30 protein-coding genes are annotated in these 24,924 nt (G+C 45.4%); 19 read left to right on the top strand and 11 right to left on the bottom strand.

The window, feature by feature from the left end; genetic code table 11:
* Window positions 1-68 precede the first annotated feature (68 nt).
* The 4 genes from EXT46_RS17585 (at window position 69) to EXT46_RS17570 (ending at window position 4,085) form a co-directional block, all read left to right on the top strand.
* Complete coding sequence (locus tag EXT46_RS17585) at window positions 69-374, top strand: STAS domain-containing protein (RefSeq protein ID WP_022944742.1); 306 nt, start codon at window positions 69-71, stop codon at window positions 372-374.
* On the top strand, window positions 367-2,061 hold the full coding sequence (locus EXT46_RS17580) for a fused response regulator/phosphatase (protein WP_240701161.1): 1,695 nt from the start codon (window positions 367-369) through the stop codon (window positions 2,059-2,061). The genes EXT46_RS17585 and EXT46_RS17580 overlap by 8 nt, the downstream gene beginning before the upstream one ends.
* Window positions 2,062-2,197: 136 nt before the next feature.
* Window positions 2,198-2,863, top strand: a complete 666-nt coding sequence (locus tag EXT46_RS17575; protein ID WP_053911163.1) for a GAF domain-containing protein — start codon at window positions 2,198-2,200, stop codon at window positions 2,861-2,863.
* A 28-nt stretch (window positions 2,864-2,891) separates the two neighbouring features.
* Window positions 2,892-4,085: an amino acid aminotransferase gene (locus EXT46_RS17570; protein ID WP_022944739.1), complete on the top strand. Its 1,194-nt coding sequence runs from the start codon at window positions 2,892-2,894 to the stop codon at window positions 4,083-4,085.
* A gap of 56 nt (window positions 4,086-4,141) precedes the next feature.
* Here the strand turns inward: EXT46_RS17570 and EXT46_RS17565 are convergent, their stop codons facing one another.
* Window positions 4,142-4,453 carry a YebG family protein gene (locus tag EXT46_RS17565; RefSeq protein ID WP_053911165.1) on the bottom strand — a complete coding sequence of 104 codons (312 nt, stop codon included), beginning with the start codon at window positions 4,451-4,453 and terminating at the stop codon, window positions 4,142-4,144.
* Between the two features lie 216 nt (window positions 4,454-4,669).
* Here EXT46_RS17565 and EXT46_RS17560 point away from each other — a divergent pair, with 216 nt between their 5' ends.
* A complete protein-coding gene (locus tag EXT46_RS17560) occupies window positions 4,670-4,966 on the top strand; it encodes a ComEA family DNA-binding protein (RefSeq protein WP_130148867.1) in 297 nt (98 codons plus the stop codon).
* A gap of 35 nt (window positions 4,967-5,001) precedes the next feature.
* Here EXT46_RS17560 and EXT46_RS17555 read toward each other — a convergent pair whose 3' ends face one another.
* A complete protein-coding gene (locus EXT46_RS17555; protein ID WP_130148865.1) occupies window positions 5,002-5,304 on the bottom strand; it encodes a DUF6170 family protein in 303 nt (100 codons plus the stop codon).
* A complete protein-coding gene (gene dsbB / locus EXT46_RS17550; RefSeq protein WP_022945073.1) occupies window positions 5,301-5,822 on the bottom strand; it encodes a disulfide bond formation protein DsbB in 522 nt (173 codons plus the stop codon). The genes EXT46_RS17555 and dsbB overlap by 4 nt, the downstream gene beginning before the upstream one ends.
* Before the next feature lie 439 nt (window positions 5,823-6,261).
* Here dsbB and EXT46_RS17545 point away from each other — a divergent pair, with 439 nt between their 5' ends.
* From EXT46_RS17545 to EXT46_RS17500, 11 genes are all read left to right on the top strand, one after another.
* On the top strand, window positions 6,262-6,564 hold the full coding sequence (locus EXT46_RS17545; protein WP_130148863.1) for a hypothetical protein: 303 nt from the start codon (window positions 6,262-6,264) through the stop codon (window positions 6,562-6,564).
* Between the two features lie 23 nt (window positions 6,565-6,587).
* Complete coding sequence (locus EXT46_RS17540) at window positions 6,588-7,082, top strand: GNAT family N-acetyltransferase (RefSeq protein ID WP_130148861.1); 495 nt, start codon at window positions 6,588-6,590, stop codon at window positions 7,080-7,082.
* 101 nt (window positions 7,083-7,183) lie between these two features.
* On the top strand, window positions 7,184-8,290 hold the full coding sequence (locus tag EXT46_RS17535; RefSeq protein WP_130148859.1) for a serine hydrolase domain-containing protein: 1,107 nt from the start codon (window positions 7,184-7,186) through the stop codon (window positions 8,288-8,290).
* Window positions 8,291-8,734: 444 nt separating this feature from the next.
* Window positions 8,735-9,121, top strand: a complete 387-nt coding sequence (locus EXT46_RS17530; protein ID WP_240701160.1) for a hypothetical protein — start codon at window positions 8,735-8,737, stop codon at window positions 9,119-9,121.
* 419 nt (window positions 9,122-9,540) lie between these two features.
* Window positions 9,541-10,071, top strand: a complete 531-nt coding sequence (locus EXT46_RS17525; protein ID WP_130148857.1) for a hypothetical protein — start codon at window positions 9,541-9,543, stop codon at window positions 10,069-10,071.
* Between the two features lie 78 nt (window positions 10,072-10,149).
* On the top strand, window positions 10,150-10,638 hold the full coding sequence (locus EXT46_RS17520; protein WP_130148855.1) for a hypothetical protein: 489 nt from the start codon (window positions 10,150-10,152) through the stop codon (window positions 10,636-10,638).
* Between the two features lie 651 nt (window positions 10,639-11,289).
* Window positions 11,290-11,850 (top strand): SMI1/KNR4 family protein, encoded by a 561-nt coding sequence (locus EXT46_RS17515; protein ID WP_130148853.1) that lies wholly within the window; start codon window positions 11,290-11,292, stop codon window positions 11,848-11,850.
* Window positions 11,851-12,428: 578 nt separating this feature from the next.
* Window positions 12,429-12,671: a hypothetical protein gene (locus tag EXT46_RS18915; RefSeq protein WP_165381156.1), complete on the top strand. Its 243-nt coding sequence runs from the start codon at window positions 12,429-12,431 to the stop codon at window positions 12,669-12,671.
* Window positions 12,672-13,255: 584 nt separating this feature from the next.
* Complete coding sequence (gene fadR, locus EXT46_RS17510; protein WP_022945083.1) at window positions 13,256-13,969, top strand: fatty acid metabolism transcriptional regulator FadR; 714 nt, start codon at window positions 13,256-13,258, stop codon at window positions 13,967-13,969.
* Window positions 13,970-14,249: 280 nt separating this feature from the next.
* Window positions 14,250-14,855: a peroxiredoxin C gene (locus tag EXT46_RS17505; protein WP_022946413.1), complete on the top strand. Its 606-nt coding sequence runs from the start codon at window positions 14,250-14,252 to the stop codon at window positions 14,853-14,855.
* Between the two features lie 157 nt (window positions 14,856-15,012).
* Complete coding sequence (locus EXT46_RS17500; RefSeq protein ID WP_130148851.1) at window positions 15,013-16,257, top strand: ectonucleotide pyrophosphatase/phosphodiesterase; 1,245 nt, start codon at window positions 15,013-15,015, stop codon at window positions 16,255-16,257.
* Window positions 16,258-16,328: 71 nt separating this feature from the next.
* Here EXT46_RS17500 and EXT46_RS17495 read toward each other — a convergent pair whose 3' ends face one another.
* From EXT46_RS17495 to EXT46_RS17475, 5 genes are all read right to left on the bottom strand, one after another.
* Window positions 16,329-18,101, bottom strand: a complete 1,773-nt coding sequence (locus EXT46_RS17495) for a DEAD/DEAH box helicase (RefSeq protein WP_045979836.1) — start codon at window positions 18,099-18,101, stop codon at window positions 16,329-16,331.
* A 302-nt stretch (window positions 18,102-18,403) separates the two neighbouring features.
* Window positions 18,404-18,670 (bottom strand): GrxA family glutaredoxin, encoded by a 267-nt coding sequence (locus tag EXT46_RS17490; RefSeq protein WP_022946410.1) that lies wholly within the window; start codon window positions 18,668-18,670, stop codon window positions 18,404-18,406.
* 101 nt (window positions 18,671-18,771) lie between these two features.
* Window positions 18,772-19,050 carry a peptidylprolyl isomerase gene (locus EXT46_RS17485; protein ID WP_022946409.1) on the bottom strand — a complete coding sequence of 93 codons (279 nt, stop codon included), beginning with the start codon at window positions 19,048-19,050 and terminating at the stop codon, window positions 18,772-18,774.
* A gap of 9 nt (window positions 19,051-19,059) precedes the next feature.
* A complete protein-coding gene (locus EXT46_RS17480) occupies window positions 19,060-20,082 on the bottom strand; it encodes a galactose oxidase (protein ID WP_130148907.1) in 1,023 nt (340 codons plus the stop codon).
* A gap of 22 nt (window positions 20,083-20,104) precedes the next feature.
* Window positions 20,105-20,593 carry a TlpA disulfide reductase family protein gene (locus EXT46_RS17475; protein ID WP_130148849.1) on the bottom strand — a complete coding sequence of 163 codons (489 nt, stop codon included), beginning with the start codon at window positions 20,591-20,593 and terminating at the stop codon, window positions 20,105-20,107.
* 218 nt (window positions 20,594-20,811) lie between these two features.
* Here EXT46_RS17475 and EXT46_RS17470 point away from each other — a divergent pair, with 218 nt between their 5' ends.
* The 3 genes from EXT46_RS17470 (at window position 20,812) to EXT46_RS17460 (ending at window position 22,153) form a co-directional block, all read left to right on the top strand.
* Window positions 20,812-21,258, top strand: a complete 447-nt coding sequence (locus EXT46_RS17470) for an Hsp20 family protein (protein WP_130148847.1) — start codon at window positions 20,812-20,814, stop codon at window positions 21,256-21,258.
* A 64-nt stretch (window positions 21,259-21,322) separates the two neighbouring features.
* On the top strand, window positions 21,323-21,667 hold the full coding sequence (locus EXT46_RS17465; RefSeq protein ID WP_130148845.1) for a Fis family transcriptional regulator: 345 nt from the start codon (window positions 21,323-21,325) through the stop codon (window positions 21,665-21,667).
* Between the two features lie 9 nt (window positions 21,668-21,676).
* On the top strand, window positions 21,677-22,153 hold the full coding sequence (locus tag EXT46_RS17460; protein ID WP_130148843.1) for an NYN domain-containing protein: 477 nt from the start codon (window positions 21,677-21,679) through the stop codon (window positions 22,151-22,153).
* Here the strand turns inward: EXT46_RS17460 and EXT46_RS17455 are convergent.
* From EXT46_RS17455 to EXT46_RS17445, 3 genes are read right to left on the bottom strand one after another with little or no spacing between them, the layout of a single operon-like run.
* On the bottom strand, window positions 22,139-22,654 hold the full coding sequence (locus EXT46_RS17455; RefSeq protein WP_130148841.1) for a hypothetical protein: 516 nt from the start codon (window positions 22,652-22,654) through the stop codon (window positions 22,139-22,141). The genes EXT46_RS17460 and EXT46_RS17455 overlap by 15 nt on opposite strands.
* Window positions 22,651-23,838: a peptidylprolyl isomerase gene (locus EXT46_RS17450; RefSeq protein ID WP_130148839.1), complete on the bottom strand. Its 1,188-nt coding sequence runs from the start codon at window positions 23,836-23,838 to the stop codon at window positions 22,651-22,653. The genes EXT46_RS17455 and EXT46_RS17450 overlap by 4 nt, the downstream gene beginning before the upstream one ends.
* Window positions 23,838-24,857: a phospholipase gene (locus tag EXT46_RS17445; RefSeq protein WP_053911183.1), complete on the bottom strand. Its 1,020-nt coding sequence runs from the start codon at window positions 24,855-24,857 to the stop codon at window positions 23,838-23,840. Before EXT46_RS17445 ends, EXT46_RS17450 begins: the two co-directional genes overlap by 1 nt.
* Window positions 24,858-24,924 lie beyond the last annotated feature (67 nt).

Here is a 24,924-nt window from a genome sequence, read left to right as displayed (position 1 = left end):
GTCATTGCGAAATGGCTGGCAAGGTTTATATTTTAAACAGGTAGATTATCAGTGGCTTAGGAGCGGGTATGAGTTTACAACAGCATTATGTTGAGGAAAAACAAAAACTAGTGATAGTGATAAAGGAAAAGTTTGACTTTAATCTTGTGCAAGATTTTCGTACAGCCTATGCAGACGTGCACGCAGACACTAAGCACGTAGAAGTCGACCTGCGAGAAACCAGTTACATGGATAGCTCAGCGTTGGGTATGTTGCTCAATATGCATAAAGCTCTGAAGGGGCAGGTAGAGGGCATTACCATCAGCCATGCAAACCCGCAGTTAAAAAAGATTCTCCAAATTTCGCGTTTCGATAAGAAATTTACCATTGACTGAAAAGTACATTTCCTTTCCTTCACATGGGCTTAGCGAAGACTTGCCCTTAGTGCTCATTGTTGATGATGAGTCCATGAACCGGCGTATTCTGCGAGCGATGCTGGAGCGTGACCACTATCGCGTCATCGAAGCTGAAAATGGCATTCAGGCGCTAGCGCAATGTCAGGCTCACGATGTTGATGTGGTACTGCTGGACATTCTTATGCCCGAAATGGATGGCTATGAAACGGCAGCGGAGCTTAAACGCACTAATACACGAGTTTATACTCCCATTATTTTTATTACCGCTTTGGAAGATAACCCCTCATTGGCAAGATGTTTGGACGTAGGCGGTGACGACTTTATGCCCAAACCGTTCGATTTACAGATATTGCGAGCCAAGTTACACGCACATCTGCGTATTCGCCATTTAGTCAGCGAGTCAAAAAAGCAAACGGACGCGTTAACCTATTATCAAAATCAAACCGAACGTGAACATGAACTAGTCGAGCATATTTTCAATAATGCCCTGCAACATAGGGATAAACCCAAGGGGGTCGACTCACACTTGTCGCCTGCTTCTATGTTTAATGGCGACGTGTTTCTCAATGCCTTGGGGCCAAATGGCTCGCAATATTATCTATTAGGCGATTTCACTGGACATGGGTTAGCCGCTGCCACCGGGGCGCTGCCAGTGGCGCGTATTTTCTACACTATGGTGGAAAAAAACTTGGCCGTAGGAGATATAGCCAGAGAGTTAAATGCCGCTTTATACGATTTGTTGCCGGCACATATGTTTTGCGCTGCAACTATTTTCGAAATTAGTGCCAATGCACAAAGTGCGACGTTTTGGATGGGCGGCTTGCCTGATGGTTATCTTATTGACCATTCGGGCTACATGCTTAGTCAGCTCGAATCAAAACACATGGCATTGGGTATTTTGGATGATGAGGAGTTTGAGCGTGATGTGCGCCATGTCACGCTCAATGAATATAGCCGTATCGTGGTTTACACCGATGGCATCATTGAGGCCGAAAATGCACAACAGCACCAATTTGGCTACAGCGGTTTGCTACGCACCTTGGCGTCGCAAGCGATGATCCGTACTGACAACATCATTGCCTCTGTGCATTATTTTACCGATAATGAAGATCAACAAGACGATTACAGCGTGGTGATTATCGACCCGCAACCTCAGGCGCCATTACAACCTATTAATCACACCATAAGTCCACTCCCCATTGAGCTTGAGGTAGCGTTAAGTGCCGAGGAGTTGAAAACGGTGGACCCAGTGGCGCAATTGATGGACCTCGTTGGCCACTTGCCTGGGCTGAACACCCACAAATCGACACTGTTTATATTGTTATCAGAGGCTTATAACAACGCTCTAGAGCACGGTATTTTAGGGTTAGACTCTGCTTTGAAGGCCGATGACGACGGCTTTTTACAATACTACAGCGAGCGTGAACAACGCCTAAGCGAACTCACCGAAGGTGAGATATGCCTGCGAGTTTGTTATCAGCCACAGCAACGAACACTGCTTTTAAGCGTTACCGACTCGGGTGCTGGTTTTTCTTTTGAGCCCGCAGCAGGTAGCCAACTCCAGCAAAGCTATGGCCGTGGTATTGAGCTACTTAAAGAGCTGGCTGAAGATGTGGAATACAATCAAGCGGGAAATGAAATACGCATTCGCTACCATATCGACTAACCCTCTCATATTGCCTCAGAACCCTATTTTTTACCTTCTAATGACTGGCTTAGTGTCGAAGCGACGGTTTTGTATTGCACGGTAATAAAAAGGTGTGTTAGCATCCGGCTAAATGTTTAGATGTTTGGACGGCTAAATGCTTTTAAGCTACTTAGAAAATGCACAACTTAGCGCTGAGCCCAAGTTAGTGGCGAATAAACAACAGGCGCTACAGCAATACCTTAACAACGCGAGTGCCGATGTTCGTTGGCAATATCAAATTCCTGAGTTGGGCGAGGGTGGAGCGTGTAGTTTATTTGGTCATCTGCAAGAGCAGCCCTTCGATTTACGCGAACATTTGCCCCCGAGCAGTGAAGCAAAGTTGAGAAAGCTTCAAGCGATTGTCGATTTTGTTGTTCAAGAAAGTGGCGTAGACTGGTTTGGTATTTATCAAAGTCAACATATTGAAGGTCAGCCACAGCTACTTAAGCTCGCTTATTACGGCGCACCTAGTCGTCCTCTTTTTCCTATTAACCCTGACTTTGCAACAACCAGCAATAATGTGCAGGTTACACTCAGCGGGGTTGCTCGGGTGATAAATGATGTGGAAGACTATGTTGCCAACGGTGGCGAATACTATACATGTGACCCCAAAGTGAAAGCAGAAAGCTGCTTGCCGCTTTATGACGAGACAGGTAAAGTAGTGGGCATTATTGATGCTGAAGCATTTACCGACGAGTTTTTTACCCCTGATCAGGTTGCGTTGCTAATAGCTGCGTGTTTAGAGATTAGCGAGCACTTACCAACCAGCCGTCAGGACTAACCTAACCTGAGATAATAAAGAGAGTTCCATGTTCTCACAATTAAAACCTTTACCGACAGATCCAATTCTTGGGCTTATGGCTGCGTTTAAAGCCGACACCAATGACAAAAAAATTGACCTAGGTGTTGGCGTATACAAAGACGAGCAAGGGCAAACCCCTGTATTGAAGGCCGTTAAAAAGGCTGAAGAGTTTCGTCTCGCCAATGAAACCACTAAGTCATACATTGGGCTGGCCGGTAATTTGGAATATTGTCAGAAAATGGAGCAACTACTACTTGGCGATGCTCACCCGGCTTTGCTAGCGGACCGTGTGCGTACAGCTCAGGCTCCAGGGGGCACGGGTTCGTTACGGGTGGCGGCCGAGTTCATTAAGCGTTGTAATGAGCAAGCCACGGTGTGGGTGACTACGCCAACATGGGCCAACCACATTAGCCTATTTGAAGCGGCTGGCCTGAATGTGAAAGAGTACCCTTACTATGACTATGATAACAAAGGGTTGTTATTTGATGACATGGTGAACACGCTCAGCCAAGTGCCTGCGGGTGATGTGGTGCTGTTACATGCATGTTGCCACAACCCAAGCGGCATGGACTTGAACTTTGCGCAGTGGCAAAAAGTAGCTGAAATCGCCAAAGTTCAGGGCTTTACAGTACTTGTTGATATCGCCTATCAAGGTTTTGGTACGAGTTTGGATGAGGATGCTGCGGGTTTACGCCATTTGGCCTCGCAGGTAGATGAGCTAATCATTTGTTCGTCATGTTCGAAAAATTTCGGCTTATACCGTGAGCGTATTGGTGCCTGTTCAGTGATCTCAAAAGATCAAGCCACTGCTGATATTGCTAATTCAGTGATGCTCAGTGTGGTACGCAGTATTTACTCGATGCCGCCGGCACACGGTGCAGATATTGTTAATACTATTCTTAGTAGCGACGAGCTAACTGCGATGTGGCACCAAGAGCTTGATGACATGCGCTCTCGTATCAATGGTTTGCGTTCATTGCTTAAGGATAAGTTAAACGACAAATGCGAAGGCATGGACTTCTCATTTATTGAACGCCAGCACGGTATGTTCTCTTTCCTTGGGATTAACAAAGAACAGATCGAACGCCTACAAAAAGAGTATTCAATCTACATCGTCGGTTCTAGCCGTGTAAATGTGGCAGGGGTAAGCAAAGATAATATCGATTACTTTGCCGATGCCGTTGCAGCGGTTACTAAGTAACGCGAATGATAAAAAAAGCCAGCAATGCTGGCTTTTTTTATATCTAAGAAATAGCTTTACGCTTCTTTGGCTTTGAGCTCGGTAACATTTTCCTTATCACTTGGCTCTTTGCTGGCTTTTTTTGTGGCCTTTGCTGCAGGCTTAGTACCTTTAAGTACGTGCATAAAGTCGTCTTTTTGTTTTGCTATTTCCAACGACAGGCTTTCTACTTGTTGCTCGCTTAAGGGAACATCAACGCCGCCTAATAACTCTTCTAAGCTTTCGGCAATATCGAGCATCTTATCATAGGCATCGGCTTCTTTTTTGCTAGTAAAGGTCATGCGCTCGACTCCGTCTCGTTCTACAACGTATTTAGTTACAACAGCCATGGCTTCTCCTCAAGGGTACTGTTTTTTTATACAGTAAGGGTAGTGGTTGGCGATTCGCCCGTCAAGGGTTTTAATCATTCCTTTTAAAGGGTTAAGCATTTTTACCACAAAAAAGCACGACTTCATCGTTAGTTTTATTTGACACATCTCAGTAATTATTCTTTATTTAGTTTTGAAGTAACAAGGATTTTTATTTTAACTTCTAAGGAGAGAAGCATGAAGCTACTAACCGCACTCTACACCACCTGTGCGCTTGTACTTACCCCAGCGGTGGTCGCTGCTGAGGCACCTCAACAAGCGAGTGAGCAGGTAACCCCAGCCAAACTTGATATTAACCAAGCATCCCAAGAACAGCTGCAATCGCTGCCGGGCATTGGCCCCACCAAAGCAGCCGCCATCATCGAATATCGTCAGGTGCAAGGCAATTTCCGTAGTGTTGATGAGCTAGACGCTGTGCCAGGTATTGGTGCAAGTACGTTGGCGCAAATTCGGGAATTGGTGAAGGTAAGATAGTGGCAAAGTATTGCTGATAAACCAAAGGGCAACGTTTAGTTGCCCTTTTTAAGTGCGGTGATGGCTTCATCAAGGTGAAACAGTGCGAATGCATGGCGCACTGGGAGCACAATAATAGGATAGGCGATGCCGGCTAAGAGCAGCCATGGTAACATGTGCCAGCCTTCAAAGCGCACCAGCAGCAGAAATAGTGGGGTGATCAGCAGCAGTTTAATAATATTGAGCATGACTCGGCGCTGCGCTGATAGCCTGTTTAATGAATCCGCCACTATAGCGAGTCGCTCATTGTGACTGAGCGACTTGAGTTTCGGAATTTGACTGGGAAGAAAGTAAATCATGAAGCCTTAGGTTTATAAAAAAAGCTGCTTAAGGTAATGATAATTGCAACGACTGCCATCACCGCAAAGATCACTTGCATCCACCCAGGCATTGATAACCCCATAAATTGCCAATCAATGTTGCCACAATCACCGGTAGCAGCAAAAAAGCTCGGCAGCCACTCGTGTAAAGGCATAAAGCTTGGGAAGTTAGGTTCAAACTCACATACAAAGGCAAACGGGTCTGTGGTGGTTTGCATCATGATATGTTCTTTGGCGAGCAAGAAACCCCAAATACTGGCAACCAGCCAACTCGCCAGCGCCACTAGGCGTAAATACATATTTTGTGGATTAATACAGCCTAGTAAGGCCGCAAATAGCACACCTAAGACTGCTGTACGCTGATAAATGCACATAATGCATGGTGCTAAGTCCATGGCATATTGGAAATACAAAGCAGTTGCTTCGAATACGGTGGCAATCACCGCTAACAGTACCCAAGGCGCACGTTGGTGCGATAACTTACCTAACCAGCTCATAGTTAACTCACGTCGTTGTTGATGGGCTGATTATGCCACGCCCTCGGCGCTATGCAAGCGTATTAGCGGCCGTAAAGGTAAGCTCAGTGGCGTGCCTAAGCACTTAATTTAGCGCCATTTGTGTACAAGCTAGCGTTGTTAAGTGAACAAAAAAGCTAATGAATCATTTAAAGCGGTAGGCTGGCTTCCGTTTCTGCTTATGAATCAGTGAAAATGAACAAAAAAATTATATATTGAATTGCTCGAAGAGCTATACACAGTGCGGAGCTAATGCCGATATTGAACGAATCGAAGTCTCGGCTTTCGACTAAATAAGTCCTTAATCTCTGGAAAGTACTTACAGGAGAGCATAGTATTCTCAGCATCAATTAGTGTTATATTCGATTTGCAAGTGAATGTAATAAGGAGGTTGTATGCGGGGGGGTATATCTAGGTGAGCATGAATAGAATCGCAACGTTAGTTGGGTCACTTCGAAAAGCTTATCCGGAAATAGAATCTTGTAAATTCGAACTAATTTTTTCTTTCCCTACTGAAGAAGCGGCCAAAGAGTACTTCAGAAAAACCTATCACTGGGAACATCATGATGGGATGATTAAATATCAACTTAACGGTGAATGTTTCTCGGGCTTTAAGACTGAAGTAGAATTAAATGCCAACTATATTAAACACTTAACGGGCTGCTATGTAGATTTGGCATCAGAAACCCAAGGTAGCCTTCACCGTTGGAAGCTATGGATTTGAGCCTTAATAAGAACGAGCACCAAATGGAAATCAAAGTAAGGAAAACTAAAACAACAGACAGTGGCACATTGTGTATGCTGTGGCAGTTTTACCAATATCACCAAAGTTCATTTGATCAAGAGGATGTTGGTACTGACGGGCGCTTTGATATTGATGAACAATACCTCAATTCCGTTGTTTGCGGTGAACAAGGGAGTGCCGCTTATCTAATTTTTGTTTCTGACCAGGTTGTAGGCTTTGCCACTGTTGAGACGACCGAGATTCGGGGTAAAGAAATGCCGGAATTGGCTGATATATTTATCCTCCCTAAATATCGAAAGCAAGGTGTCGGGAAATTTGTCGTTCAACACTTGATGCAAGCTGTGAGCGAACAATGGCATGTAGCAGTTTATATAAACGACGGCTTGGCGTTGAAGTTTTGGAGTAACTTGTTTACTCAATTAAATGTGGCTCTTGTTGAGAAAGTGGAGCCTGCTGAAACAGAAGGCTTTCACGAGTTTGTCATTACCAATGCCTAACAGAATAAATACGTGAACGACGTTGTAAGCTTGGCTGACACTCGCTTCTCGTTCAAGCTTAAAACGGCTCGTATCATGGAGCAGAACACACAAGGAAAGTTATGATTAGAACTATCTTGATAATATCGGGGGCTTTTTTTGCCAACGTTTCTATTGGCAAAGAAATTAAAGATATATCTGAGCTCACAAAGCGTTTGGACGATGGTGTACCGCAAATTTTAGAAAAGCACAAAGCTCCCGGCGTTGCTCTGGCATTCGTTAATGGAAGTAGAGTTGTGGGCTTTCGTTCCTATGGTTTTGCTGACGTTGCGGCTAAAACTAAAATTACTCAAAGGACTTTGTTCAATGTAGGCTCTATTTCTAAGCTGGTAACTGCTTGGGGAGCAATGCAATTAGTCGCTCAAGGCAAAGTGGATCTCGATACACCAATTAATCAATATCTTAAACGCTGGCAAATTCCCCAGTCTGATTTTGATGTAAAAAAAGTCACACTAAGAAATATTCTATCTCACACTTCCGGCCTGTCTTTGGGGCCTTATACTGGGTGGGAATCTCGAGACAAGTTATCCTCTATTGTCGACTCACTAAATGGTAATAACAACGGCGCTGGACCCGTTGAACTTATCCATGCGCCAAATACAAAATGGTCTTATTCCGGTGGTGGATATTCAGTGGTACAACTGTTAATTGAAGATGTATCCGGTATGACATTTGAAGCTTATATGCAGAAAAATGTATTCGAACCTTTAAATATGAAGGATTCAACGTTCAATATTACTGAGGTAGTAATGAGTAAGTCGGCAACACCTTATGATGATACCGGTAAAGTCACGGGTATGGTGTACTTCAATGAACAAGCAGCGGCGGGCTTACAAACAACGGCTGTAGATTTAGCTCGCTTCAATATGGCAGTTTTGCGTAATAGCGATGGACATTATAACGGTTCAATTTTGTTGCCAGAAAAGCTCATAGATCTAATGATTAAGCCAGCTCCAAATACTAACGGGCGCTGGAGCATGAGCTATGTTGTGGACACAGAAAACAACAGTCTCGGATTTGCTGGATTTAATCGAGGTTGGGTCTCTCTATCACGTTCTGTTACTGACCTAAATTTTGGTTACGTGATATTAAATAATAGTAGTATCGGTGCTGTGAACAATGAAATTGATAGCCTCATACTTTCTACCGTTAAACAAGAGCACAATTAAATTACATAAAAAACACTTTCAGTGGATAGGCTGCGGTGCCTGCGTGTTATGTGTCGAGGAAGCTATGAAGCCCAAGAAGCCAACAATCATGGGAATGGCAGAGTTTGAGCCATCAGCGAGGTGTCCTAATTGCACATTGATAATGTATTTGGGAAACAAATGTCCGCATTGTGATTATTTACTGAGCCAGTCAGAACAAAGAGCTCAAAATTTGTTTTGGAGAAAGTCTAGAAACACAGGTTATGTGTATGGCTTCATGTTTTTCATTATTTTCCTATTTATACTGCCTTGGTTGCTTAGCATGTAGCCTCAATCAAAGGTGTCTAAGTTTTATGGGGAGCTGTAAATTTAGCCAACTATGTTTAGTCGATTATAAAGGTGCTTGAAAAACCAAGGTTCAATATATGTTCTGGAGAAGTTTGTTAATAGGATTAACAACAGTGTTTGCTTGGTTGGCTACCTGCATCATTTCTTATGATATTTGCGCTAATCGGCTTGTTTGGTGGCGTTGCAAATATTTTCACTATGCCGATTGGTTTCAGCTTACAATGGATTCTTTGTTCCTTGGGTCGAATACTTGGTTATGTAGCATTAACCTCTGTGAGTTGGGGTTTAAAGCTCAAGCATAAAGTTCGATTGTTATTTCTTATTTTTGGCTTTTTGTCTCTAATATTCACTCATTCCTCAGTCATTGACCTTGATGGTGACTTATTCAAATTAGGTGATGGTTGGGTTGAACTCTATATGCTTTTATGCCCAGCTAGTTTTTTAGCTGTTCACATAGTCTTGCACTTGTTTTGGATGTCGCAAGACAATTTAGCAAGTGCATAATCTATTAATGGGAGTTAAACCCTTGACTAGCGTTTGTCTTTCGCTCGCTTTAATCATGTGCATGCAGCTATGAACGGGCGTTACTTTCACAGGGGATGATATGGAAATCGAAGACTTAATAAGCATTTTGGAATCTGGCAACGAACGTGAGATATCGGATATTTCATATAGCCTGATGAATGTGTCAGACAATACCTTTTTACAAAATCTCGCGGGCAGCCTTGAGTTAATAACGCCATTGTCTAGTTCTTCGTATTGGCCCTCTCATGGAAATAAGCACCGCGTGCGTGTATCAATAGATAGAATTACAACGTTTCTCGAGGCTGTGAGAACAACGGGCTGCAGGTGCGCGAAATACCTCCAGCTACCTTACTTTGCCCACAGTGAAGCGGATAAAGGCATGATAGAAATAATATTAAATGAGGCAGACCCACAAACGAGGAAGTCGAAAATCACCTGTCAATGTACAGCTTGTGCTCAATACTATGTTGCGCATGAGTTCGACGCGGGATTTGGGCGCAGAGCTCAGTGGGAAAAGCTCGCAAAACCATGAAAAAGATGCCTTCTACTGTTATTCCAATTTAAGAATCGGCTCGGTTACGGTAGGGTTGTTTTTGAGAATTCATCACGCAAAGAGGAATACTTACTTGGAAACGGATCTTCAACAAAAATTGACAAATATTTTTAGCACCCGGCTGTTCAAATTTAACGGGCTTCCCGAAAAAGTAATATCAGAGCTTAATGCATTAATGCTTGAATATGGCGCAGAGCAATTACTGTTAGCCTGCCAAGCATTGCGACCTAAATTTGAACAAAACGCCGACTTCACACGCGGAAGTAGAGGAAAGTCTGGATTAGGTGGTGAGTTTCATATGGCCGCTGCAATGGAGCTCAAATACCTTCAGGAAGCCATGGTTTATATAAGAAGCAAAACCACCGAGGCATCATAACCATGTAGTGTGGTGCTCTGCTATGAGGCTGGAGCATAAGCCAATTAGTGACGCAATGAAGAAAAGAAAGGGACCGCTATGAATGATCTACTAAAGAAAAACTTGCCAGAATTTATAGATAAGTATGATGAATTATTAGAAATCGTCGATTATGGGGCAGATAGGTTTCAAAGGGACCTAGCTTTAAAAATGGTTTATGTTTTACTTGATGCTCGAAATTTTTATCGGGAACATAAGGGTGATATAAAGCTAGAGCTCGCGATCAACGCATTCAATTCTGATGAAATGCTTAAAAATATTAGAGACGATGTGTCGGAAAATACCGCTATTACTTATGACTACCGGTTCTCTCCAGTAGCTATGAAAACGTTTGCAGAGTTAGGCTACCTAAATCTTTCCACGCTTATTTATATACGAGATCGCCTGGCTCATGAAGTTCATAAGCACAGGAATGCTAATTCCATGGAAGCCTTTGTATATAACCTTCAGGGTAACTCCCTAAATTGCAGCGTTCTTAATGACTGCATTGAAATTATGGAGAAAAGAGTTAACGGAGCGAATACATAAATAGTGCTTGTCATTAAAGTAAATCCAAGCGTGGCCGCATCCGTATTATTTATTAGTTACTTGAAAGATGATATTCGCGCTGAAAGCGAGTCTAAAAATTGAAGCAGCCGTATGCTGGTGGCGAGTATGGTGACAAACCCACAGGCAGTAAAATGCAGTCGCTGATATTTAAGCTAGGAGCTTTAGGCTATTGTTATGGATAGCTGGGCAGATTTTTTGATAGTTCTGAGTTTATTAAAATGGTGAATTGTTTAGATGTGTATTCTATTTTTGACGAAGATGGTCTACTCATAAAGCGAGTAGCGTTCTATGGAAAGAGCCAGATTAAAAAAGCATGGGATGGATATGAATACTAGATCCTGCTAGAATAAAAAGCGTTTATTTTCGGTACGGGTGTTTATTATATTTGTGTGTTTACAAACCGTGATGAAGGAATAGCTATTTTTCACCATGGCTCTGTTTTCTGTTCAGGTGACCTTGATAACACGGTTGAGACGTCTCAAAAAGAAGCGAATTGTTCATTAGAAAAACTGATAAATTTACTAAGGCCAAAAAGGTGGAACCAAAAAAGGTACGGCACGGATTTGCAAAACTGTCACTCGTTTTTCAAGCCGCTGCGCACGGCGTTAGGCGGTAATTGAAGGAGAGTGAATGAAAAACGAATGGAATGGAATCATCAAATCCCTCAATAAGATGGGATGTTTAGACGAGACTAAACTAAACCCTTCTGCAACACCCTCGGAAGTAGAGGAATTAGAAAAGCATCTTGGTGTAACTCTTCCAGCACAATTGAAAGAGTTTCTATTTATTCACAATGGCCAGGATGATCAAGGTGCTGGCATCGTATTTGGTGAACTAATACTTTCAACATCGAGTATCAAGCGTTACTGGGATGGTTGGAGAGATATAGACGAAGAAGAGATGAACGAAGACTGCGCCGACTTTATGGAGTCAGAACCACTCGGATTCATCAAACCTTTGTATACAAATAGGAAATGGATTCCTTTGACTCATGATTGGGGAGGAAACCATATTGGCATCGACTATGACCCTGATGAAAAAGGTGCAACTGGCCAAATCATTGCTTTTGGTCGAGATGAAGATACGAAGCGATTGATAGCCCCAGATTTCAAATCCTTCATCAGTAAGCTAAATAAATCTTTAAGTGAAAGTAGCTGGACCGGTGAATTTATAGATGGTCAAATCGCCTAATAAGCAGCAACGGATTGTCAAACCTGTCACTTTTTGTGCGTTTCGCTGCACCAAAATCGCTATCTTTGCCAGCCGCTGTACAGGGTGTTAAGGGGTTGTCGTGATCCCAGACTTTTTGCGCAAATTCATAGATGAAAACGATCTTTTAGGGAAAGAGATCGGGATTTCAGATGAAGCCGATTTGCCGATCTCAAGATCATGACGTGGGAGCAAGCGAAACCTTAATCTACAGAGTGTCACCCTGATATCGAGGCTGCAAAGTGCGACTACTTTCCAGTTGCTAAGCGTCTTGAAGTGGCCAGGGACTATTATTATATCAATGCAAAGCTTGAAAGTGGGCCACTCTTCAGAGTCTATCATGACTCGTTAGCAGGCGAAGAGTTGGAATAATTTTGTATAGAAATGGTGCTCGAAAGCTATGTTTAGTTGCTTAGCTAGTAAGCCCCATAACAAGTCAAGGCAGCGAGGGCGCTTCGCGCCGGGCGTGCCGCTGCTTGAAGCGTTATGCGTCAGAGGATAAAAAATGAGTTACTACTCTCAAGACATCTTCTAGGTATTAACTAACCTAGGAGACAGAAATGTCCGATAAAAACAAAATTCACGACCGAGATGAAAATGGTCGTATTAATAGAAAATATACGTGCAATCACAAAAGATTAAAGCTCGATTCAGCCCCTAAAGCGTGGGTCAACGTGTTTATGACACGCCCTAAGAGACGTGTGGAACGAGAGCTATGCCGTCGTGTTGTGCATTCGCAAGGTATTGACGGTGAGCACGTGTTTCCTCTAGGTAACCACAAACCTCACTTTTATTATCTGTAAGGTAAGCTGACACAAGCTGTTTAAGAGTGATTCGCAACGCGTGGCATTTTTACCATGTGTTGCGTTCGGTGTTTTGTATTGGGTGGAATGCGGCGGCTTTGTATTGCGTCGCTTGCACCTTCATAGGACGTTACCAAATAAATACTCTAACTGGTTTCTGTCCAAATATTAGTTAGGTTCAATGTCCGCTGTCATGGCTTTATTAAATCTTTGCTGGAGTAGCTCAAAGGTTCAAATTGATACACAAGCGGTTATCAAATTTAGCGAAGCCTACTCGTTGAGGAAGAGCAAGGTTACTGTGGTTATAAATTGATTTAATTCTTGCCTCTCCCACCACCTTGAAACAATGAGGCTTAAGCACTTATTGCTAAATTTGTCATTTAAGCTTCAAAGATAAATGGTTCTTCACTAATCAAACCCTCTGCATAGGAGTGGTTAAGATCTCACACTGTGTAACAATCCCACCTTCGCTGTGTATGACCAAAACTGTGACTGGGCGAGTGTGCTTGTTAGTTGCTTCGCATCTGGTACAATCAGTATGTTAAGATCAATAATAATATTTTTAGTAGTGAAGTGGACGTTAGATGAGAATATTCAAAGCCAAAAGCCCAGCTGGATTTGCTGAGGAGTACATAGTTGAGTCCATCTGGAACGGTGAGTTTCCGCCAGGCTCAATTCTTCCAGCTGAGCGCGAGCTATCGGAACTGATTGGCGTCACTCGCACTACCTTGCGTGAGGTGTTACAACGCCTAGCCCGCGATGGCTGGCTGACTATTCAGCATGGCAAGCCCACGCGCGTAAACAACTTTTGGGAAACCTCAGGGTTGAACATTCTTGAGACCTTGGCCCGTCTTGATGAAGACAAAATGCCAGAGCTGACCGACCAGCTGCTTTCTGCGCGTACGAACATCAGCGCCATTTACATGCGCGCAGCGATTAAGATAGACCCAGAACGTGTAAAAGAAATTGTTGCAGATAGAGAAACTGTAGAAGACACAGCGCAGGCCTTCGCTGATTATGATTACCTTGTCCATCACCAATTGGCAGGAGCAGGGAACAATAAAATCTATGTATTGATTTTAAATGGCTTTAAAGGTTTTTACTCTAAAATTGGCTGCCACTATTTCTCTGATCCGCGTACTCGAGAGCTGGCGCGTCAGTTCTATTCAGACCTAGCCGAGCTTGCCGAGCAGCAAGACCACGATGGCGCAATCGCCCTGATGCGTCGCTACGGTCATAAGAGTGGCCAAATATGGCAAGAGATTCGTGGCAATATGCCCGAAGATATTATGGATTAAGTAGCCTAAAAGCCCGCACTAGCGGGCTTTTTTGTGCCTAAGGTAAAGGCGTTGGTGATAATCAGTTTTATCGATGGTAGCTATCGCTAAATGCGATTGTTCTTTTGCGCACAGGGTCAGTACCATATTGCACAGAATTAGGTGCAACGTGAATTTTACGTGATGGGGTTGGTTTTTGCTTTTTCGTCACTATATTTAGTTGCACATACATAAAATGCTTTGACGCATTTGCCGTCAGAGCCACTGTGTTAACGATAAACTCAAACTATTGGAGATTACAATGGGTGTATTAGTAGGCCGCAAGGCACCAGATTTCACAGCAGCTGCAGTGCTAGGTAACGGCGAGATCGTTGAAGACTACAACCTACACGAAAAAATCAAAGGAAAGAAAGCGGTTATCTTTTTCTACCCACTTGATTTCACATTCGTTTGTCCTTCTGAACTTATTGCTTTCGACAAGCGCTATGAAGAGTTCCAAAAGCGTGGTGTTGAAGTAATCGGTGTTTCTATCGATTCACAGTTCTCACACAACGCTTGGCGTAACACTGCTGTTGCTGACGGCGGTATCGGTAAAGTTAAATATGACCTTGTTGCTGACGTGAAGCACGAAATTTGTCAAGCGTTCGACGTAGAGCACCCTGAAGCGGGCGTTGCTTTCCGTGGTTCTTTCCTAATCGACGAGGAAGGCACAGTACGTCACCAAGTAGTTAACGACCTACCTTTAGGCCGTAACATCGACGAGATGCTGCGCATGGTTGACGCTCTAGCGTTCCACAGCGAGCACGGTGAAGTATGTCCAGCTGGTTGGACTGAAGGTAAAAAAGGTATGGACGCAAGCCCTGAAGGTGTTGCTAAGTTCCTATCTGAAAACGAAGGCGACCTATAAGTCGACCCCAGGTTTCAAGAAAAGCCGCGCTCTAGCGCGGTTTTTTTATGCCTGAAAACAGCTGTAAGCCTGTACTACAATAACTAAAATCGGTACCTTCATCATAACTTCACTCTTCTCAACTAAGATTTTAGTTTTTATAACAAGGATATGTGACATGCGCGCAGTATTTTCTATGATGCTCATTCTGTTGTGTAGTGGGGCAGCTTACGGCCAGTCGGCCACTCAAAATTCCGCCACGGTGCCCGCCACAGTGATCATTTCCATCGATGGTTTTCGTCATGACTACATTGAGCATTTCGATACCCCGGCGCTGGCTAAACTAAGCCGTCAAGGAGTGCGGGCGCTGCGCATGAAAACGGTTTATCCGAGCAAAACTTTCCCTAACCATATCAGCATTGCCACAGGCCTGCTGCCCAGTCACCATGGTATTGTGGGTAACCGTTTTTGTGATAAACAGCGGCAACAATGCTATGCCATGGGCAAAGGGCAAGCCGATACCAGCTGGGTCTCGGGCACGCCACTGTGGAATTTAGCCGAGCTACAAGGGGTGAAAGCCGCTACCTATTACTGGCCAGAATCGGATGCGCGTTTCAATGGCCGCACTGCGTCTTACTTTTATCCGTATTCTAGCCATGGCAAGCAGTCCCATCGCGTAGAGCAAATCATTCAATGGCTTAAGTTACCCAAGCAGCAGCGCCCCAAACTCATTATGAGCTACTTTTCTGAGGTTGACAGCCTCGGCCACAAGTATGGGCCGAACGCGCCGCAAACCAAAGCAGGGGCCTTAGGAATCGATCGCCTTATTGGTGAGCTGTGGCGCAGAATAAATACCGAGTTAGACACCGAGGTGAACCTGATTGTGGTCTCTGATCATGGCATGAGCGAAGTAAACCCCGATGCCGGCATTCCATTAGCATCGCTCAACATCGATGATGGGTTTAAAGTGATTAACTCTGGTACCCGGGTGGCTATTTATCAACATAAGGCGTCTACGCGCGCTTTACAGGCACTGCGAGAGCGACTGCATAAACAGGCGGCGGACCAATATCAGGTGATGAGTAACGAGCAACTGGCTCAATATGGTGTCACTATGGGGCCGAGGCAAGCTGATATTGTGCTGCAAACGCGCCCACCGGTGGTTTTTACGCAGCCTGATCATCATTATCTGGGCACCCATGGTTTTATCGACGATGACAATATGGACGCTGTGTTCTTAGCGGTGGGCCCAAGTTTCCACCAAGGAAAAACGCTGGCGCAGGTGCGTAATCTTGATATTTACCCTATGGTGGCACATATCCTCGACTTAGAGATACTGACCCCCATCGACAGTGATGGCGCTACCTTGTGGCCAGCCTTGTTGTCACCGCCAAAGCGTGAATCGGCAACGCGCAGCAACTAAGGGTTGTTTCCAGGCTGAAATCCAGACACAAAAAAACCGCCATAACGGAGGTTTTTTATGTCACTGAAGGCTTATTGAAAGCTCACTGCTTTGCGCTCTTTACGCTGGCCACGGCCTTTAGCGTTAGGGTCGCGGAAGCTACGCTTTTTGCCTTCACCTCGTGGTTCACGTGCCTCACGCGGTGCACGTGCTTCGCTTTGGCTGAGTGTCAGCTTCATAGGCCGCTTGCAGATATACACTTTTTGGAAGTGAGCCAGCTTGTCCTCAGGCATACCTTTTGGTAGCTCAACGGTACTATGAGCGTCAAATAAACGAATGTCGCCGATAAACTTGCTGGAGATATCCGCTTCATTAGCAATGGCACCGACGATATTTTTAACTTGCACACCGTGCTCGCGACCCACCTCAATACGGTACGTATCCATTGGCGTGTTAGCATCACGACGCTCGCGGCGAGGCTTATCACCGTCGCGACGACGATCGCCTTTGCGCTCACTGCGTTCACCACGCTCTGGACGTTCCTTCGCTTTGATTTCCTCGACCTTCAACGGCGACTGTTGCTGTGCCAGATAAAGTAGCGCGGCGGCTAAGTCACCTTGGCTCAATTGCAACTTGTTACCTAGGGTATTGGCTACTTGCGCAAAGAACTCGCTGTCTTTGTGCTCCAACGCAGCGGCCACTTTCTTCTCTAGGGCATCAATACGCTTTTGCTCAACGACTTTAGCGCTCGGCAATTCTACCTGAGCGATGTCGCTCTTGGTGTGGCGCATAATGTTCTTAAGTAGGTAACGCTCATTACCCTTAACGAACAAAATAGCTTTACCTTGACGACCTGCACGGCCAGTACGACCAATACGGTGTACATAGGCTTCGCTGTCTTGTGGGATATCATAGTTAACCACTAGGCTGATGCGCTCAACATCTAGGCCTCGTGCCGCCACATCGGTGGCAATAACAATATCAAGTAAACCATTTTTAAGGCGGTCAACAGTGCGCTCACGCGCCTGCTGGTTCATATCACCGTTTAATGGTGCGGCAGAGAAGCCTTCGCGCTCAAGGAGCTCAGCCAACTGCACAGTGTCGTTACGAGTACGCACAAATACAATAGCAGCATCAAAGTCTTCGGCTTCTAAAAAGCGCACAATGGCTTTGTTTTTGTGTACACGCGCTTGCCAGTACACTTGCTCGATAGTGGATACTGTGCTGTTGCGTGGCGTAATACGCACTTGCTCTGCGTCTTGCAAATAGGTTTTGCAAATAGACTGAATTTGCTTTGGCATGGTCGCCGAGAACAAACAAGTTTGCTTGTCTTCTGGTGTTTGCGCCATGATGCTTTCCACATCATCGATAAAGCCCATGCGTAGCATTTCGTCGGCTTCATCCAACACCAATGCACTTAAGCGTGATAGGTCGATAGATTTACGACTGATGTGATCAAGTAGACGACCCGGAGTCGCGACAATGATTTGCGCACCGCGACGTAGGGCGCTGAGCTGAATACCGTAGCTTTGGCCGCCGTAAAGCGCGAGAACTTCTACGCCCTTAGTAAATTTTGCGTATTGCTCGAATGCTTCTGCAACCTGGATTGCGAGTTCACGGGTGGGAGTAAGCACAAGCACTTGCGGATATTTCGCATCCGCATCCAAGTTATTCAACAATGGTAAGGCAAAGGCGGCGGTTTTACCCGTGCCTGTTTGTGCCATTCCCAATACGTCCTTTTTGTCGAGTAAAAGAGGAATACATTGAGCTTGGATCTCGGAAGGAGTCTCATAACCCAATTCGCTCACTGCTTTTAAGGTAGCAGGAGAAAGGTGTAACGACTCAAAGGTGACTGGTTCTGACATTAAAACGCCTCAGGGAATTCAAAGAGGCGCGCATTGTACAGGAATGAAGCAGTAATTGCTTGTATAAATTACAACTATTTCCTATGTGCTTGGTTTTGTATGAAATTTAACCGGTGGTGTTCGTTGCGCTTAGATTTAATCACGGAGAAATTACGTAAATTTAACGGTTTAACGCATGTGTACTAAGTATGTTTTGTTGTTAAAAACACATTAAAAACTGACGGGCCAAAGTGAGTTTTCAGCGTAAAAATGGTGCGCAGGATGCAAAAAAAGCCGAGTATGATCCCGGCTTTCTTATCGTATTAGTCTTGGTATAGACCTAAATTTTCTTTCGCGTAAGCTTCGAACTCAGTGAATCCACCAATGTGCGCCTGATCGATAAAGATCTGCGGCACTGTTTCACATGGTTTGCCAGCTGATTTTTCTAAATCCGCTTTGCTGATCCCTTCTTTTACGATATCGATATAGCGGTATTTGAAGTCATCGCGGCTTTGCGTCAGTTGCTCGGCAACATCTTTTGCGCGTACGCAGAAAGGGCACCCTTCACGGCCAAAAATAACAGTTAGCATAGTTCTCTCCAGTGCAGTTAATAACGTTAGGTTTGCAGTGTAGCGAGGTTCGTCGCTGGGGTAAAATAAGCAAAAACGATTTCTATATTCGCTAAAAGCGATTAACTGCGATAAACGGTTTTAATTAGGTGATAACCAAACTTGGTTTTCACCGGCCCGTGTACTTCCAATAGCGGTTTTTTAAACACCACATCGTCAAAGGCTTTGACCATAGTGCCGCGCTGAAATTCACCCAAATCGCCGCCACGTTTTTTTGATGGGCAGGTGGAATATTGTTTCGCGAGTTTATTAAAGTCGCCGCCTTTGTCTAACTTGGCTTTGATAGCTAAACACTCTTCTTTACTCTTCACTAATATGTGATATGCACACGCTTTTGCCATAACTGCGTCCTAAAATGAATATCGATAAGGGGTGACCACGTCGAGCACCTTTTGCTTTTCGCCCATGCCGCCAATGCGATAGGCGGTGCCTTGGTGACTCAGTAAACCCCGGTGGTCCATAGTGCCCTGTTGGGCATGCTCTAAACGTTGCCAACGATTAGTGTCGGTATCGAAACGCCATACCTGATTTGACGGCGAACTGGGTTTACCATTATAGCCGATACCGTTGTAGTTATAAGGGTTCGGAGAGCCCGCCATAAACACCAGCTGGCCATTGATTGTTCCCGCTGCCATACGGTAATGACCTTTGCCGGTGGGGTGGCTAATCATACGCCAATCAATTTTTGTTGGCTTGTCGGGATGGATGATCCCTTTAAAGCACTGGGCCTTGCCATCGAATCCTCGGCGTTTATCAACATAAGCAACGGTTTTTACGCCATCACACACCACCATGATATTACCTTTAATTGCACCGGCGTGACCAAATACCGGCTCGCCTAAAAAAGGCGACGCTTGTTGCCAAGTATTATTTGCAATGTCATAGACTTGCACTAAGTTCACGTTGCCATCATTGTGCCAGCCACTGATCAAATAGATAAATTTGTCTTGGTAATTCAACGCAACGCTATCATCGACAGGCACCGGCATATCCCCTAGGCGCTGGTAGCTGTTGGTTAGCACATCAAAACGATAGGCGTCGGGCGCCGAAATTTCACTGTGATCGTCAGCCACGGTATAGCCACCAAAAACATAAGCGTATGGGCCGACTCCCACAGCAGTCGCCGCTAATCGGCCTTTTAATTCGGTACTGGCGGGAACACTTTTTTTGCCTTGCCATTGCCCCTGGCCAATTTTTAATGCCCACACTTTATTGTGCACGTCCTCGTGACTTTTCCCTGCACCTAACCCCATGAAGCTAATGAAATAAGGTCCTTGTTCCGTTGTCACTTGGGCGACGGCATTATTGGTCACCGGCTCGGGTAACGCTGGCAGGGTCTTTGTGGCCCATGTTGGCGCGCTGAGCATACTCAGCGCCGCGACGAAGCAATGTCGTTTATTCATCTCTACCTCGGTATTTTATGCCTAATTCACTGGAGTAGCCCATAGAGCGGGCTGTGATGCGCAGTGATTCATCAATAACATAATAGGTTGGGAATGCAGATATTTTATATTGCTTGGCGGTTTGTGCGCTACCTAAAAGTATGGGCATGGATAAAGAGAGGTCAGCGACAAAGTCTTGCACTTGTTGCTCACTTTGATAATCAAGGGCAATGGCCACAGCGTTAATATCGCCATCATCCATTGCCGATTGTAAGTTAGGCATGGACACCTTGCAGATAGAGCACCAAGGCGCAAAAAAGTAAACCACGGTGGTTTGCCCTTGGAGCTCCTTAATGCTGTATCGCCCCTGCTCATGGAGTTGCGGCAAAGCAAAATAAGGGGCAGGGGTGTGGTCGGTACTTAGCAGATTGCGCTGTTGAAATGCACTGACAGCAAAGAAAACGATCGCAATAACAATAATCTGCAATAAAATTTTTTTCATATTTAACTTAAAATTCATAGGCTTAATAAATTAGACCGGATAGTGGCAGAAAAAATTTTGCATCTTTTTCTTGAAAATAAAGACGCTGTCCATACATCAGTTAGTGAGGACGCCGGAATGGGTCCCAAACTAAGTAAAGTAATTGATTTAAAACGTAAATGTTACTTGTTCATTATGAAAAGTAGCAACTAATATCGCTTAATTATGAGGATATCATTATGCGTACAGTAGATTTATCACCACTATATCGTTCATTCATCGGTTTTGACCACCTTGCATCACTTATGGATGCGGCGGCACGCACCGACAAGCAACCAAGTTACCCACCTTACAATATCGAGGCGTTGGGTAGAGACCAGTATCGTATCACCATGGCGGTGGCTGGATTCAGCGAAGATGAGCTGAGTATTGAGTCAGAAAACAATACTCTGAAAGTTGCCGGTATTAAGGCTGACAAAGACGACAAGCAAGAGCGAAAATTCATTCATCAAGGTATTGCTGAGCGCAACTTCGAACGTAAGTTCCAGCTTGGCGACCATGTAAAAGTGCTCGGCGCAGGGCTTGAAAACGGGCTCCTAGTCATTGACTTAGAGCGAGAGATCCCTGAAGCCTTGAAGCCACGTAAAATCGAAATAGGCTCTGGCAACTTGCTTGAGAGCAAATAATTTCTATTCATTCTCCCTGTGTTTACGCCGCCCACCTGGGCGGCGTTTTTGTGTGGATAAACCAATGCGTAAAACTGATAAGAAAAAAGACAATACACTGCGCAAAGCGCTGACCCGCTTTTGTAATGAACATTGTGAGCCGTTGGTGGGTTTTGAGTGGCTGACCCACGTTATTGATTGGCAGCGAGCAGACAACATCAAAGTGATTGTGGTGTTCACCACCGATGAACAGTTACGTTCCTTTTTAGGTTCACACATGCGCCCGCAATTGGAAGCGCAGTTAATGGCGGTGCTCAAGGCTGAGGACTTAGCTATGCACAACCCGAAAAAACAGATAGTCTACGACACTGAACAGCAGTGCAAAGTAGGCCACAATGGTAACTGGGCACGGCGATTAATCCACCTTTAGAGAGGATCTATGCCTACAGCGGCCATTTTTGTAGATGTACAAAATATTTATTACACCTGCCGAGAGAGCTTTGCGCGCAATTTTGACTACAATGCCTTTTGGCGCGAGGTAAGCGCTAAGTACGAAATAGTCACCGCCATCGCCTATGCTATTGATCGTGGCGATAGCAAACAACGAGAGTTCCAAAATATCCTCCGAGCCATTGGCTTTGAGGTCAAGCTCAAACCCTATATTCAGCGTGCCGATGGTTCGGCTAAAGGCGACTGGGATGTGGGTATCACTCTTGATGCTATGGAGCATGGAACGCAAACGGATACCACCATTTTACTCTCTGGTGACGGTGATTTTGATATGCTCGCCGCCAAGCTACGCCATGAACGTAATAAGCGCGTCGAAGTGTACAGTTGTGCGCCGTTGACGGCGACATCTTTGATCAATGCCGCCAGCCATTTCCGCGCTATAGACGATACACTACTGTTGGGCTAACTGCTCTTCCAACTGTTGTTTGGCTTGCTCCAAGGCGGCAATTTTATCCCGAGCAAACTGCAGCTGTTCCGGCGAGATGCCTTCTCGCTCCCCCCGCGCTAGCCAAGTTTTAAGGAGCGCGACTTTATCTTTTGCGGCACTGATATAGGCGCGTTTAAAGTCGTTATGTTGGCGCTGTTGGTAGCGCTGGTAAGCTTGGTGATCGTGCAAATCACCTTGATATGCGTCGGCTTGTTGCCGGTCTTTGGCGATAGGAGGCACATATTCCGGCTCTGTGATAGGCGCTTGAGCGCTTATCTGTTTAGGGGGGCCAACGGCTTGCGAACGCTGTGTTTTACTCTGGCGAGCAGAGACCGCCTCTTCGGCTGCTACAGAGGGGGTATCATGCACTGGCAGCAAGGTGGGCGAGTCGCTGCGGGCTTTGACAGCCCCAGCATCAGCGCTCAAATACCAGGCTATAGCGCCTATGAGCAGTATTAAAATCACTGTGACTCGTTTCATCCGGCTGCCTCCATGTGCGCGCGCCACGCCTTAAATTGGGCTTCATAGTTCTGCTGTGCCTGCTCCTTAGCGAGTGCCTCAATGGCCTGGTAACGCACCGTTTCACTGTCTTTAGCATAGTATTCATAGGCTTTTTCCGTGCTCATTAGTACGAGCCACTTGTTTGTAGGCGTGCGTACTGGGCGCGATAAGGTATGTGTTGCCAATGTGAATGCCAGCTGCTTGGCAAATACCGGGGCGCTGTCGTTATCGCGACTTAATACGCCATTTTGTTTGCCGAATACGTTTTCTTTGTCGCCCATTGCGCTAATAAAACCCTGACTTTTGGCTTGTTGATAGAACTTTTGCGCTTGCTCATGCTGTTCAAACTGAACACCGTAAGCTCGTACTTTGGCAATATAGCGAAAGCGCTCGCGGTGACGCTCATAATAGGTAACGATATCTTGCTCTTTGATGTCCTGCTTGAGGCGCTCCAGCTCACCACTGCTGCCATGCATGGTTTGTTGTACGCCGAGCTCGGTTAACAGGCTAGGGCGAAGAATATCTGCCAAAGCGATGTCTTGTAGGCGCTCAAAGCTGAGCTGATGGCTCTTGAGCAGGGGGCTCACCAATAGGGCGCTTTGGCGAAATCGATGCCAACGTTGCAACTCGCTATGAAAGACGGACATGTCACCTTGATGCAACTTATATTTTATCTGCATCGACATGCTCTGGTAAAAATCTGCGATGTTCAAGGTGTTGGATAATGCCGTGGCATCCAGTAGCTTGATGCCTGCGAGCTTATTCACGGTGGCTTGATTGAGTGCACCATCGGCCGGGTAGTTCCCCAGTGTGCGGCGTAACCAATCAGCATTGTAAGCAGGGTTAAGCGCCAACGGCGCTATGGCATTGTCGTCTAACCAGCCTTGAGCCTGCCAAGCGCTCAGTAAGTAGCGGCGCACATGATAGTGATTGTTGAAGCCCACGGTAGCTTGGCGAACCACTAATGATGGAAAACGCTGATGTGCTTGGTGTAGCAAAAAAGCATTCTCCACCAACCTTTGACGGGTGTGCGCCGCTAAATCGGCACTGTGTTGTTGGTATACAGTGCGCATAAAGCGCACTTCAGCATTGCTCGGCAGTTGCGAGAATGACGAAAAAGATAGGCCAATAAGGCCTATCCAGATAAAAATCCTGAACCCCATTAACGCTGCTCCATGGCATGGTTAAGCAGGTGCACGACCATGGCAATAGCATGAGGAATAACAAGGCGTCCGGTGTTGACCCGATCGTAGTGATCTTCAGAGTTAAGTACGATGCCGCCTTGAGCGTAACTAAACGCCCCCCCTTGCGTGAGGAGTGGGCGAATATCTTGTTGTTGTGGGTCAAGGGCGCTAAAGCTATCCATTGCATCACGCACTAGGCGCATATCATTGAGCTGCTCTTGGTCATAATAGTCTTTTACCCAACCTTCCCAACTAGAGTGGTTAAGTGCTGAGGTTGTCCACGTATGATGTGGTTGCAATAAGTCTGTGGTGTGAAAGACAAACCCTAGCACCTGCGGGTTGCCGCTTTGCAGGTAGCTTTGATACCAGTACTGGCCCAGGTTATCTAAAGGTTGGAAGGGCATATCCTCAAAGTCATCGTACATGCTGTATTGTGAGTGACTATCGATACGGTAGTTACGCTCGGTGACGCCATAGCTATTGTATTTGCTACTGTCGGCATTGAACCAACCGGTCTCACCACCTTGACCATCATCGAGGTAGTCCCCCTTGAGCCACGTAGCGGCTAGATTATCAACATCACCCCAGACCGTGAGCTTTTGGTAATTGTAGCCACCAAAATCATTGCCGTGCACATCGGCACCTTGGCTGTGATTCTGAAAGTGCCAATAACTGGTGTATTTAACGATGCTCTTCGCAGCACCCCAAAGTGGCGCTTGTACGCACGACCCAGTTATTGCACCGCAAAAAAAGGTATCCTCAAAGTCATCCACATCATAAGCTGACTGGCCCAGTAAATCGGCGAGAATGTCCACCGACATATTGTTTTGTTGTGCATACTGCTCAAGCTCAGCATAGGCTGTGGTATTCGGATTCTGCTGCATATAAGCAACGGCATCGATAACGATACGCTTATGGGTCTCTTGGCTAAAAGCATGTGCTTGGCTGGTGGCCGCACTTGCTATCAGTAGTGCGGCAATAAGGTGTTGTTTTTTCATAATGTTCCCGTTTTTTAAATGGTAAGTGTATTAAAATGGGAACGTCTTACATTGAGGTTACATAAAA

The sequence above is a fragment of the Pseudoalteromonas sp. CO325X genome, assembly GCF_004208955.1.
Lineage (GTDB): Bacteria > Pseudomonadota > Gammaproteobacteria > Enterobacterales > Alteromonadaceae > Pseudoalteromonas > Pseudoalteromonas ruthenica.
The sequence above is the reverse complement of the archived record's forward strand: the minus strand, read 5'-3'. Positions and strand labels throughout refer to the sequence as shown.